The sequence below is a fragment of the Paracoccus sp. TD-10 genome (genome assembly GCF_048270675.1).
In the GTDB taxonomy this organism is placed as follows: Bacteria; Pseudomonadota; Alphaproteobacteria; order Rhodobacterales; family Rhodobacteraceae; genus Paracoccus; species Paracoccus pantotrophus.
Genome location: NZ_CP182419.1, coordinates 1,170,485 through 1,183,297 on the forward strand (window position 1 = coordinate 1,170,485; position 12,813 = coordinate 1,183,297).

Genomic DNA, 12,813 nt, shown 5'->3' on the forward strand with positions numbered 1-12,813 from the left:
GGCGCTTCTTCGTTCCTCAAATACCCCATCGGTAACGCAGCCAGTCGAGGTGAGCTATCCGCCGAGAATCGGCCAGTGAGGCAAGCTGCGATCCGCCGTCTTCTGGTCTCCAGGGACGAGGGGATCGGACGATGCCGAAAGGCAGGAACCATGACGCGGGCTTCAAGGCTCGGGTGGCGCCGGAGGCCGCGAAGGGCGGGCGCATCGTGCCGGAGCTGGCCGCGGAATACCGCGTGCGCCCGACGATGATCCATCAATGGAAGAAGGCGCTGCTCGAAGGGGCGTCGGACATCTTCGAACGCGGCGGGAAGAAGGCTGGGATCGATGAGGCCACGATGCGGTCGCTGCACGCCCGGATCGGGAAGCCGGCCGGCGCCAACGCTTCCTGTCCGGAAAGCCCAGGCCCTGGACCGGCCAGTGATGAGGGATCGAAACCGCCACCGGTTCAAGGCCGATCCCGAACGCGATGATTGAACGCTCCCGTCCCGCGCTGTCGCTCGGGGCGCCATGCCGCCTGCTGTCGATCCCGCGGTCCTCGATCCCGCGGTCCGCGTCCTGTTGCGCAGCAAGGGACGAGACCGGGATGAACCTCGCCCCTATGCGGCTGATCGACCGGCAATTTCCGGAAACGCCCTGCTACGGCGTGCAGCAGATGCCGGCGTGCAGCAGATGACCCGGCCCCTGCACAACGAAGGCCATGCCGTGAACGTCACGCGCAGCCGGCGGCTGATGCGGCTCATGCGCTTGATGCCGATCCGCCGGAAACCCGCTGCCAGCAGGCCCGCGCCGGGGCGCAAGACCTATCCGCTGGGGGGGGGCGCGGGTCGAGCAACCCGACCAGGTCGGGTGCGCCGGCATCGCCGATCTGCCGATGCGGCGGGGCTGCCTCTGCCCGGTCGCCGTCATGGACCGGTTCCCCCGCAAGCTGCTGGCCTGGCGCATCTCGAACACGCCGGCGGCGGATTTCTGCGTTGCGCACCCGCATCTCGATGGATGGCAGGGGCGCTGTCTCGACACCGTCTTCATCGAGCGCCTCCGGCGATCCCTGATGCATGAATGCGCCTACCCGCACGCCTGGGAGACCGGCGCGCAGGCCAGGGCCGGCGCCGGCAGGTGGATCGCCTTCTGCAGCCACCAGAGCGGCCTCGCGCCGCCCATGGCGGACAGCCGCCCGCCGCGGTCTGCGTCAACCAGAGCGAAACCGACCGGCAGAGCCGGAGAGCAGCTTAAATCACCCCAGAGCCCGCCCAATGATCGCGGAGTGGCTCAACGGGCCGCCCGCTGCCCCAAGCCTGCGGCCGGGTTTCGCCGGTGGCGCAACGTCGCGGACCGAAGCGGTTTCGGGATTGATCATCCCATGCGAAACTGTTCGTTATGCAACCGTCAGCAAATAGCCGGAGCAAACCGATGTTCGCGCTATCGCGCCGCATGGCGATTTCCGTGATCCTTCCGCTCGCGGCGGGGCTTTCTCCGATGGCCGTCCTGGCCCAGGATCCCTCGCAGATGCCGCCGCCGGCCGTGACCGTGGTCACGCTTCACGCCCAGGACGTGCCCTTGACCACCACCCTGCCCGGCCGCGTCACCGCCTCGGCCGAGGCCGAGGTGCGGCCCCAGGTCAACGGCATCGTCACCGAGCGGCTGTTCGAGGAAGGCAGCCATGTGAAGGTCGGCGACCCGCTGTTCCGCATCGACGCCACCACCTACCAGGCCACCGTCGCCCAGGCCGAGGCCGCCGTGGCCCAGGCCCGCGCCCAGGCCGAGGCGGCGCGCCGCGAGGCCGAGCGCGTGGGCGCCCTGCGCGACCGCCGCGTCGCCAGCGAAAGCACGACCGACAATGCCATCGCCGCCCGCGATTCGGCCGAGGCCGCGGTCAAAGTCGCCGAGGCGCAGCTGCAGACCGCCCGCATCGAACTGGAACGCACCACGATCCGCGCCGAGCTGGACGGCGAGATCGGCCTGGCGCAGACCAGCCAGGGCGCGCTGGTGACGGCCAGCCAGCCGACGCCGCTTGCCGTGATCCGCAAGCTCGACCCGGTGCATGTGGACGTGACGCAATCGGCCGCCGAACTGATCCGCTTCCGCCGCGAGATGGCGGCGCAATCCGCCGAGGGCCAGCCGGACCGCAAGGTGACGCTGCGCCTGGCCGACGGCACCGAATACGCCCAGGAAGGCCGGCTGACCGCGGCCGAGCCCTATGTGAACGAGACGACCGGCGTGGTGACGCTGCGCCTGGCCTTTGCCAATCCCGACCGCACCCTCTTGCCGGGCATGTATGTCCAGGCGGTGGTGCAGCAGGCCACGGCGCGCAACGTGATCCTTGCCCCGCAGGAAGGCGTCACCCGCGACCGCCGCGGCCAGCCCGTCGCGCTGGTGGTCAATGCCGACAATGCGGTCGAGCAGCGCCAGCTGACCATCCTTCAGGACATGGGCAATAGCTGGATCGTCAGCGCGGGGCTGCATGACGGCGACCGCATCGTGGTCGAGGGCCTGCAGAAGATCGGCCCCGGCATGACCGTGACGCCCGAGGAACGCCAGGCCGCCGCGCCCCAAGCCGCGGCAGGCGGGGCCGCCGAAGCGGCCGCGCCCGCAGCCGGCACCGGCGAACAGCCCGCGGGGCAATCCCCGCAAGAGCCCGCAGAGCAACCCGCCGCGGAAGCCGCGGGTGCAGAGACCGCAGCCGAGGCCGGCGCCGCACAGCCGACGAACTGACCCCGGACGCCGCGAGGGAACAGCACAGGAACCGCACATGGCCCGCTTTTTCATCGACCGTCCGGTCTTCGCCTGGGTGATCTCGATCCTGATCATGGGGCTCGGGCTTCTGTCGATCGCATCGCTGCCGGTGGCGCAATATCCGCAGATCGCGCCGCCCTCGGTGACGATCCGCGCCACCTATCCCGGCGCCTCGGCCGATACGGTCGCCAATACCGTCACCCAGATCATCGAGCAGCAGATGACCGGGCTGGACGGGCTGCGCTATTTCTCGTCCAGCTCGACCTCGGCCGGAACCTCGACCACGACGCTGACCTTCGAGACCGGCACCGATCCCGACATCGCCCAGGTTCAGGTGCAGAACAAGCTGGCGCAGGCCACCGCGCTTCTGCCCGAGCCGGTGCAGCGCCAGGGCATCACGGTCGAGAAATCCGCCTCGGGCTTCCTGATGGTCGTCGGCCTGACCTCGTCGGACGACCGCTATGAACAGGTGGACCTGGCCGATTACCTGATCTCGAACCTGGTCAACGACCTTTCGCGGGTCGATGGCGTGGGCTCGGTCCAGGTCTTCGGCGCGCAATATGCCATGCGCATCTGGCTGGACCCGTCGAAGCTGGCCGCCTATGAGCTGACGCCCTCGGACGTGGTGGCGGCGGTCTCGTCGGAAAACGCGCAGATCTCGGCCGGCTCCTTCGGCAGCCAGCCGGCGCCGCAGGGGCAGATGCTGAACGCCACCATCACCGCGCAATCGCTGCTCTCCACCCCCGAGGATTTCGAGCAGATCGTGCTGCGCGCGGAACAGGACGGCGGCCTGATTTTGCTGAAGGACGTGGCCCGCGTCGAGATCGGCGCCGAGGACTACATGACCAATGCCCGTTACAACGGCCAGCCGGCCTCGGGCATGGCGATCAGCCTGGCCTCGGGCGCGAACGCGCTGGACACGGCCGAGCGGGTCAAGGCGCGGATGGAGGAGTTCGCCCGCTTCTTCCCCGAGGGCATGGAATACGTCATCCCCTTCGACACCACGCCCTTCGTGCTGATCTCGATCGAAGAGGTGGTCAAGACGCTGATCGAGGCCATCGTGCTGGTGTTCTTCGTCATGCTGCTGTTCCTGCAGAACTGGCGCGCGACGCTGATCCCGACGCTGGCGGTGCCGGTGGTGCTGCTCGGTACCTTCGGCGTGCTGGCGGCGCTTGGCTTCACCATCAACACGCTGACCATGCTGGCCATGGTGCTGGCCATCGGCCTGCTGGTGGACGACGCCATCGTCGTGGTCGAGAACGTCGAGCGTATCATGGAAGAGGAAGGGCTGGAGCCGCGCGAGGCCACCCGCAAGTCCATGGGACAGATCACCGGGGCGCTGATCGGCATCGCGCTGGTCTTGTCGGCGGTCTTCGTGCCCATGGCCTTCTTCGGCGGCTCGACCGGAGTGATCTACAAGCAGTTCGCCATCACCATCGCCTCGGCCATGGGCCTGTCGGTGCTGGTGGCACTGACGCTGACGCCGGCGCTTTGCGCCACGCTGCTGAAGAACGAGCACGGCCACAAGACCCGCGGCTTCTTCGGCCTGTTCAACCGCGGCTTCGACCGCACCATCCATGGCTATGGCAATTCGGTGAACTGGCTGATCCGCCGGCCGCTGCGGATGATGCTGATCTATCTGTGCATCGGTGCGGCCATGGTCCTGCTGTTCCTGCGCACCCCCACCGGCTTTCTGCCCGACGAGGACCAGGGCATCATGTTCGTCCTGATCCAGGGCCCGACCGGCGCCACTTCCGAGCGCACGGATGCGGTGATCGACCAGATCCAGCATTATTTCGCCGAGAACGAATCCGCCAATGTCGAGTCCTTCTTTGGCGTCTCGGGCTTCAGCTTCGCCGGATCGGGGCAGAACATGGGCATCGCCTTCCTGCGACTCAAGGACTGGGACGAGCGGCCGGGTGCCGAGCAGTCGGTGCAGGCCATCGCCGGGCGGGCCTTTCCGGCGCTGATGGGCATCCGCGACGCCATGGCCTTCCCCATCGTGCCGCCCTCGGTGATCGAGCTGGGCAACGTCTCGGGCTTCGACTTCTACCTGCAGGCCCGCGCCGGCCAGGCGCATGAGCAATTGCTGGACGCGCGCAACCAGTTGCTGGGCATGTCCGGGCAGGACGGCCGCATCGCCTCGGCGCGACCGAACGGGCTGGAGGACGCGGCGCAATACAATCTCGACATCGACTGGCGCAAGGCGGGCGCCATGGGGGTCTCGGCCACCGATGTGGGCAGCCTGCTCTCGGTCGCCTGGGCCGGGCGCTATGTGAACGATTTCATCGACCGCGGAAGGATCAAGCGGGTCTATGTGCAGGGGGAATCCGAATCGCGCGCGCTGCCGACCGACATCGACAAGTGGCGGGTCAGGAACAGCTCGGGCGGGCTGGTGCCGTTTTCCAACTTCGCCGAGGGCCGCTGGAGCTATGGGCCGCAGGGCCTGGACCGCTATAACGGCGTGCCCGCCATGCAGATCCAGGGCAGCCCGGCGCCCGGCGTCTCGTCCGGGCAGGCCATGGCCGCGATCGAGGAACTGGCCGGGCAGCTGCCGGCCGGCTTCGACGTGGCCTGGACCGGGCTTTCGCTGGAAGAGCAGCAGGCCGGCAACCAGACCATGCTGCTTTACGGCCTGTCGCTGGCGGTGGTGTTCCTGTGCCTGGCCGCGCTTTACGAAAGCTGGTCGATCCCCTTCGCGGTGATGCTGGCCATGCCCATCGGCGTGCTGGGCGCGCTGGTCGGGGCCTGGCTGGGCGGCTTCGACAACGGCGTGTTCTTCCAGGTCGGCCTGCTGACGGTGATCGGCCTGACCGGCAAGAACGCCATCCTGATCGTCGAATTTGCCCGCGAGCAGGCCGAGCAGGGCAAGCCGCTTTACGAGGCGGTGGCCGAGGCGGCACGCCAGCGGTTCCGGCCGATCATCATGACCTCGGTCGCCTTCTCGCTGGGCGTGCTGCCGCTGGTGCTGTCCACGGGCGCCGGCGCCAACGGCCGCAACACCATCGGCGCCACGGTGCTGGGCGGCACGGTCTCGGCCACGGTGCTGGGCGTGCTGTTCGTGCCGCTGTTCTTCGTGCTGGTGCGGCGCGCGCTCGGCCGCCCCGAACCGGCCGAGCCCGCCGGCTCGCACGCCTGAGCCGGGCACCGCATCTCCAGGGGCCGGGACTGCATCCCGGCCCTTTCGCTTTGGCCCCTTCGCGGGACGCGCAGCCCGCTTGCCCCGCCCCGATCCGCATCCTAGTCTTTCCTTGGGGAGCCGCCGCAGGCGGCAGGGAGAGACATGGACGCAACCAGCCACATCGCGGCTGCCGATGACGCGCCGGCCCGGCACGGGCGGCCGCATGGCGTGGCGTTGCGGCTTCTGGCGCTTGGCGGCTCGGCCCTGGCCTGGCTTGCGATCTGCGCCGTCGTCGCCTCGGTGCTGGTCCTCAATGCCCGCGGCTCGGTCCGGGACGAGACCGGCTCGGCCTTCCGGCTGGCCAATGCCTTTGCCACGCTGCACCTGCCCACCGCCTTCGAGCGGCGCGACATGATGGAGCAGGCCGCCCGCATCGCCGCCGAAATCGAGGCGCAGCGGCACCTGTCCGCCGAGCTGCGCGACGCCTCGGGTCAGCCGGTCGCGCTGGCCCTGCCGCCGCGCCTGCCGCCCGGGCGGGTGCCGGAATGGTTCGCCGCGCTGATCCGCCCCGAGCCGCAGCGCGAGCTGATCGCCATCGCGCAATATCCCAATGTGCTGGGCGTGCTGGAGATCCGCAGCGATCCCCGCGACGAGATCGCCGAGGCCTGGGCCGACTTCCGGCTGATCCTGCCGCTGCTGGCCGCCATGGCGCTGGCGGCGATCGGCGTCACCATGGCCATCACGGCGCTGGTGCTGCGGCGGCTGGGGCTTCTTGGCGCGGCGCTGGACCGGATGCGGGCGGGCGATCTGGACCATCCCGCGCCGCAGACCGGGCTGGCGGAACTGGCGGCGCTGACCGATGGCGTGAACGCGCTGGCCGCACATCTGGCCGAGGAGCGGGCCGAGAACCGCCGCCTGCAAGGCCGGATGCTGACCCTGGCCGAGGCCGAGCGCGCCCGCATCGCCAGCGACCTGCATGACGGCATCGGCCCGCAGCTTTTCGCGCTGCAGGCGGCCGTGGGCCAGGCCGGCCGCGCCGCCGAAACCGCCCGCGATCCGGCCCTGTCCGAGGCGCTGGCCGCGGTCTCGCGCCACGCCCGGGCGATCCGGCAAAGCGCCCGCGCCGCCATCGACGACCTGCGTCTGGCCCCGGCCGAGGGCGCGAGCCTGGCCGAGATGCTGCAAGAGCTGCTGATCGAATTTGCCGAGATCGCGCCCGATACCGCCATGACGCTCGACTGCCCGCCCGACCTGCCCGAACCGGGCGAGGCCGGGCGGATCGCGCTTTACCGCTTCGTGCGCGAAAGCGTGCTGAATGCGCTGCGCCATGCCGCGCCGGCCAGGATCCGGGTCGAACTGGCGCGCGAGGACACGGGCATAACCGCGCAGGTCGCCGACGATGGCGGCCGCCCCCCGGCAGCAGAGCGCGCAGGGCTGGGCCAGACCGGGATGCGCGACCGCGCCGACGCTCTGGGCGGCCGCTACCGGCCGCCGCGGCGCGCGGGCGGCTGGACCCTGACCGAATGCCATCTGCCCTGCCCGACCGACCAAGGACCAGCCCGATGACCGCAACCGCCCTTGCCCCGCCCGACAAGCCCCTGCGCGTGCTGATCGTCGATGACCACCCGGTCGTCGCCGAGGGCTGGGAATGGATCACCCGCGGCCGGCTGGATTGCCAGGTGATCGCCGCGGCCACTCCCTCGCAGGGCTGGCGGGCCTGGCGGCGGCAGGCGCCGGACGTGATCGTCGTCGACCTGACCATGGGCGAAGCCAGGCTGGCCGGGCTGCGGCTGATCGAGCGTCTGCGCGCCGCGGGCGCGACCCAGCCGATCCTGGTCTTCACCATGCATCGCAGCCCGATCATCGCGCGGCGGGCGCTGCAGGCCGGCTGCAACGGCATCACCATGAAGGACTCGCCCTCGGAGGAGATCTGCGAGGCGCTGCGCGCGGTGGCGGACGGCGGTGATTACGTCCCGGCCGACCTGGCGCGCCGCATCGCCCTGCTGGAGCGGCCCGGCGCCACGCCGCCGCGCCCGCGCCTGACCCCGCGCGAGCTCGACATCCTGCGCGCCATCGCCGAGGGGCTCAGCTATCGCGAGATCGCCGAGCGGGCCAATATCAGCTACAAGACGGTGTCGAATGTCAGCCAGACCCTCAAGGACAAGCTGTCGGCGCAAAGCTTTGCCGACCTGGTCGTCAAGGCGATCCGTCACCTGGAGGAAACCCGCGACGGGATCTGAGCCATGCCACGTTCCTTGCCCCGCCATCCCGTCGCCCGCCCCCTGATCGGCACCCGCATCCGCGAGCGCCGCCTGTCGCTCGGCCGGCGCCAGACCGAGGTGGCGCGGCGGGCCGAGATCTCGGCCGCCTATCTGAACCTGATCGAGCATAACCGCCGCCCGGTCGGCGAGGAGCTGCTGTCGCGGCTGGCCGAGGCGCTGGAGATCGACGCGACCGAACTGGCCTCGGACCGCGAAGAGGCGCTGGTGGGCGCCCTGCGCGAGGCGGCGGCGCGCGCCGCCGACCAGCCCGGCGCCCCGGTCGAACTGGACCAGATCGCCGAGTTCGCCGCCCGCTTTCCCGGCTGGGCCTCGGCGCTGGCCGGGGCGGCGCGCCGCGCCGATGCGCTGGAGCGCCGGCTGATCGCGCTGTCGGACCGCATGACTCGCGACCCCTATCTGCTGGCGACGCTGCACGAGGTGCAATCGGCGGTCACGGCGCTGCGCTCGACCGCCTCGATCCTGGCCGAGACGCCCGAGATCGAGCCGGAATGGCGCGACCGCTTCCACGCCAACCTGGACAGCGACAGCCAGCGCCTGTCGCGCACCGCGCAGTCGCTGGTGGCCTATCTGGACAGTTTCGAGGACGAGGCGGTGCCGATGTCGCCGCAGGAGGAGGTCGAGGCCTGGATCGCCGCCGGCCAGCCCGAACCCGCGGATGCGGCGGAACTGGCCTCGGATGCAGCGCGGGCCATGGCGCAGGATCTCTTGGCGGCCCAGGCCCGCGACCGCGCCGCCCTGCCCGACGCGGCGCTGGCGGCGGCTGTGGAAGAGGCGGGCGAGGCGGCGGGCGATCCGGCGCTGATCGCCGCGCGGCTGGGGCGGCCGCTGGAGCTGGTGCTGCGCCGGCTGGGCATGCTGCGTCCCGGCCCCTGGGCGCAGGCCGGGCTGGTGGTCTGCGACGGCTCGGGCGCGACGCTGTTCCGCCTGGCCGCGCCGGGTTTCGAGCTGCCGCGTCCGGGCGAGGGCTGCGCGCTCTGGCCACTGTTCGAGGCGCTGGCCCAACCGCAGTTGCCGGTGGCACGGCTGATCGAGACCACGAACGGCAACCGCTTCGCCGCCTGGGCGGTGGCCGAGAGGCTGCTGCCGATGGGTTTCGGCGGCCCCGCGCTCAGCCGGGCGCAGATGCTGCTCCACCCCGCCCCCAGCCGCGACGGCCGCCCGGCGCTGGCGGTGGGCCCGGCCTGCCGCATTTGCCCGCGCCCGGCCTGCGCCGCCCGGCACGAGCCCTCGATCCTGGGGCCGGTCTGATCCGGAAGCGGCCTGATCCGGAAGCGGTCTGATCCGAAAGCAGCCTGGTTTTGACAACGCCCGCGCCCGCCGCCATGATCGCCGCGAATCTCCAGGAGGGTCGCCCGTGACCGCAAGTGTCGATGTGCTGCTGATCGAAGACGAACCCAGCATCGCCGAGGCGGTCCGCTTCATCCTGTCGCGCGAGGGCTGGCAATGCGAGCAATGGCCCGAGGGCAGCGACGCGCTTCAGCGCATCCGCGCGCTGGCGCCGCGGCTGGTCATCCTCGACGTGATGCTGCCCGGCCGCAGCGGCGCCGAGGTGCTGGCCGACCTGCGCGCCGATCCCGAGCTGCAGGCGCTGCCGGTGCTGCTGCTCAGCGCGCGCGGCATGGCGAACCTGCCCCAGGGCGCCGACCGGACGCTGGCCAAGCCCTTTGCCAATGCCGATCTGCGCGCCATGGTGCGCGAGCTTCTGGACGCGGGCTAGGGTCGCGCATGCGCCGGCTGTTTCTGGGCCGCGACGCCTATCGCAAGCGCCGGCTGGGCGATGCGGCCCGCGTCCTGCCGGTGCTGTTCGCGGTGCTGGTGGTGTTGCCGCCGATCTGGCTGCCGCAATATTTCAGCTACGGCCGCGGCGCGGTCTGGCTGGCGGCAAGCTGGGCGCTGACCATCGCCGCGACCGCCGCGCTGCATCGCGCCATCGGGCGCGCAAAGCCGGAGGACGAGGATGACGCCTGAAACCCTGGGCGCCGCCTCGGTCGTCTATGTCGCGCTGATGTTCCTTCTGGCCCATGCCGCCGACCGCGCCGCAGCCGCCGGCCGCTGGCGCTGGATGGACCGGCCGGTGATCTATACCCTGTCGCTCTCGGTCTATTGCTCGGCCTGGACCTTCTACGGCGCCGTCGGCTACGCCACCCGCTCGGGGCTGGAGTTCCTGACCATCTATCTTGGCCCCGGCATCGTCTTTGCCGGCGCCTGGTGGGGCCTCAGACGCCTGGTGCGGGTGGCGCGGCTGCATCGCGTGACCTCGATCGCCGACCTGATCTCCAGCCGCTTCGGCAAATCCGCCGCGCTCGCCGCGCTGGTGACGCTGATCGGCGTGTTGGCCTCGACCCCCTATATCGCGCTGCAACTGCAATCGGTCTCGATGGCGCTTTCGGCCTTTGCCAGCAGCGGCCATCCCCTGCCCGGCAATATCGCGCTGTGGGTGGCGGTCGGGCTGGCCGCCTTCGCCATCCTGTTCGGCACCCGCAACCTGGCCGCGAACGAGCGCCACCACGGCGTCGTCATCGCCATCGCGGTCGAGGCGGTGATCAAGCTTGCCGCCTTTCTCGCCGTCGGCGGCTATGTGCTGTGGGGCATGGCCGACGGGCCGGCCGACGTGCTGGCGCGCATCGACCGCATGGCCGTCTCGGCCGGGGGCGAGGGCTGGCAGATCCGGCCCGAACGCTGGTTCACCCTGATCGCCCTGTCGGGCGCCGCGGTCATGGTGCTGCCGCGCATGTTCCACGTCCTGGTGGTCGAGGCCAATGACGAGAGCCGCCTGCGCCAGGCCGGCTGGGCCTTTCCCGCCTATCTGGCCGCCATGTCCTTCCTGGTGCTGCCCATCGCCGTAGTCGGCATGGACCTGCTGCCCAAGGGCTCGAATCCCGACCTTTACGTCCTGGCCCTGCCCCTGTCGCAGGGGCGCGACACGCTGGCGGCGCTGGTGTTCCTGGGCGGCTTTTCCTCGGCCATGTCGATGGTGGTGGTCAGCGCCATCGCGCTGTCGACGATGATGGCGAATCACTGGCTCGTGCCCTTGTGGCTGTGGCTGCGCCAGACCGCGCTGTCCGAGCCGGCCCAGGCGCGCGAGGATCTGGGCACCTTGATGCTGAACGCGCGGCGGCTGGCCATCGTGGCGGTGATCGGCGCGGGCTGGCTTTACCACCGCACCACCGGCGGCACCACGGCGCTGGCCGCCATGGGCACGGTCGCCTTTTCCGGCATGGCGCAGGTGCTGCCCGCCATGGTCGCCGGGCTGGTCTGGCGCGGCGCGACCCGGCGCGGCGCCATCGCCGGCATCGTGGCCGGGGCGCTGATCTGGGGGCGGGCGATCTTCCTGCCGTCGCTGGGGCTGGCCGCGCCGCCGGCGTTTCCGGCCGGGATCGACGCCTTCGCCGGCGCGGTGCTGCTGGCGCTGGCGGTGAACCTGCTGCTTCTGGTGCTGATCTCGCTGGTGGATTTCCCCGAACCGACCGAGCGGTTGCAGGCGCTGTCCTTCGTCCATGCCATAGCCCCCGATGCCTCCGCCAGCGAAACCGCCCCGGCGATCCAGGCCGAGGCGCTGCTGACGCTGGCCGGGCGGATCTGGGGCAACGACCACGCGCTCGAGGTGTTCCGCAAGGCCGCCGAGGGCCAGGGGAAATCCGGCTATCTGCCCGACCTGACGCCGCGCTTCCTGGCGGGTTTCGAGCGCCACCTGGCCGGCACGGTGGGCGCGGCAACCGCCTCGGCGCTGATGGCGCGGGTGGGCGGACGCGGCTCCGTTACCGTGGCCGAACTGATGGAGGTCGCGGGCGAGGCTAGCCGCGCGCGCGAAGACAACCGCCGGCTGGAACTGACCTCGGCCGAACTGGCCCGAACTGCCGCCATGCTGCGAGAAAGCAACGAGAAGCTGACCGTGCTTTCGGCGCAGAAGGACGCCTTCCTGGGCCAGATCAGCCATGAGTTGCGCACGCCCATGACCTCGATCCGCGCCTTTTCCGAGATCCTGATGGAGCCCGACCTGCCCGCCGCCGACCGCAGCCGCTTTGCCGGGATCATCCAAGACGAGGCCGGGCGCATGACCCGGCTGCTCGACGACCTGCTGGATCTTTCGGTGCTGGAATCGGGCCGGGCGCAACTGAAGCCCGGCATCGTCAACCTGCACGACCTGATCGAGCGCGCGCTGGCCGCGGGCGGCGCAAGCGCCGCGGGGCGCGATTTCGCCATCCGCCGCAACCCCGTGGCCGAGCATCTGCCGGTCATCACCGACCCCGACCGGCTGTTGCAGGTGCTGATCAACGTGATCTCGAACGCGCGGAAATATTGCGACGCCAGCGAGCCGGCGATCCGCATCGACGCCCGCCGCAGCCCCCAGGGGGGAACCGAGATCGACATCCACGACAACGGCTCGGGCATCCGCCCCGAGAACCGCGCGCTGATCTTCGAGAAATTCGCCCGGCTGGACGACCCCTCGCGCGCCGGCGGCGCCGGGCTGGGGCTGGCGATCTGCAAGGAAATCATGGGCTTCCTTGGCGGCTCGATCAGCTATCTGCCGGGCCAGGGCGGCGCCTGCTTTCGCATCGCGCTGCCGCCCCGGCCGCCGCGCCCACATCGCGGGACGGAAAATGCCGAAAATGCGACGGGTTAAACCTTTTCGCAACCGGTCCATGCCATCTTGCGCCAAAGCCAGCATCGATTCGGACC

General features: G+C 70.6%; 9 protein-coding genes. All 9 read left to right on the plus strand.

All coding sequences use genetic code 11. The features are described 5' to 3' along the window. Nucleotides 1-131 precede the first annotated feature (131 nt). The 9 genes from ACNKFW_RS16755 to ACNKFW_RS16795 all read left to right on the plus strand — a co-directional run bounded on the left by ACNKFW_RS16755 (nucleotide 132) and on the right by ACNKFW_RS16795 (nucleotide 12,757). On the plus strand, nucleotides 132-470 hold the full coding sequence (locus ACNKFW_RS16755; protein ID WP_147428853.1) for a transposase: 339 nt from the start codon (nucleotides 132-134) through the stop codon (nucleotides 468-470). A gap of 937 nt (nucleotides 471-1,407) precedes the next feature. Next, a complete protein-coding gene (locus ACNKFW_RS16760; protein WP_024845214.1) occupies nucleotides 1,408-2,709 on the plus strand; it encodes an efflux RND transporter periplasmic adaptor subunit in 1,302 nt (433 codons plus the stop codon). Between the two features lie 37 nt (nucleotides 2,710-2,746). Further along, nucleotides 2,747-5,869 (plus strand): efflux RND transporter permease subunit, encoded by a 3,123-nt coding sequence (locus ACNKFW_RS16765; protein WP_024845215.1) that lies wholly within the window; start codon nucleotides 2,747-2,749, stop codon nucleotides 5,867-5,869. Nucleotides 5,870-6,013: 144 nt separating this feature from the next. Beyond that, complete coding sequence (locus ACNKFW_RS16770) at nucleotides 6,014-7,417, plus strand: LapD/MoxY N-terminal periplasmic domain-containing protein (protein ID WP_147428852.1); 1,404 nt, start codon at nucleotides 6,014-6,016, stop codon at nucleotides 7,415-7,417. After that, nucleotides 7,414-8,091 carry a response regulator transcription factor gene (locus tag ACNKFW_RS16775; RefSeq protein WP_024845217.1) on the plus strand — a complete coding sequence of 226 codons (678 nt, stop codon included), beginning with the start codon at nucleotides 7,414-7,416 and terminating at the stop codon, nucleotides 8,089-8,091. The genes ACNKFW_RS16770 and ACNKFW_RS16775 overlap by 4 nt, the downstream gene beginning before the upstream one ends. Nucleotides 8,092-8,094: 3 nt before the next feature. Further along, nucleotides 8,095-9,381 (plus strand): helix-turn-helix transcriptional regulator, encoded by a 1,287-nt coding sequence (locus ACNKFW_RS16780; protein ID WP_024845218.1) that lies wholly within the window; start codon nucleotides 8,095-8,097, stop codon nucleotides 9,379-9,381. A 106-nt stretch (nucleotides 9,382-9,487) separates the two neighbouring features. After that, nucleotides 9,488-9,850 (plus strand): response regulator transcription factor, encoded by a 363-nt coding sequence (locus ACNKFW_RS16785; protein ID WP_024845219.1) that lies wholly within the window; start codon nucleotides 9,488-9,490, stop codon nucleotides 9,848-9,850. A gap of 8 nt (nucleotides 9,851-9,858) precedes the next feature. Beyond that, complete coding sequence (locus ACNKFW_RS16790) at nucleotides 9,859-10,101, plus strand: hypothetical protein (RefSeq protein ID WP_024845220.1); 243 nt, start codon at nucleotides 9,859-9,861, stop codon at nucleotides 10,099-10,101. Beyond that, nucleotides 10,091-12,757 carry an ATP-binding protein gene (locus ACNKFW_RS16795; protein ID WP_147428851.1) on the plus strand — a complete coding sequence of 889 codons (2,667 nt, stop codon included), beginning with the start codon at nucleotides 10,091-10,093 and terminating at the stop codon, nucleotides 12,755-12,757. The genes ACNKFW_RS16790 and ACNKFW_RS16795 overlap by 11 nt, the downstream gene beginning before the upstream one ends. Nucleotides 12,758-12,813: the final 56 nt, after the last annotated feature.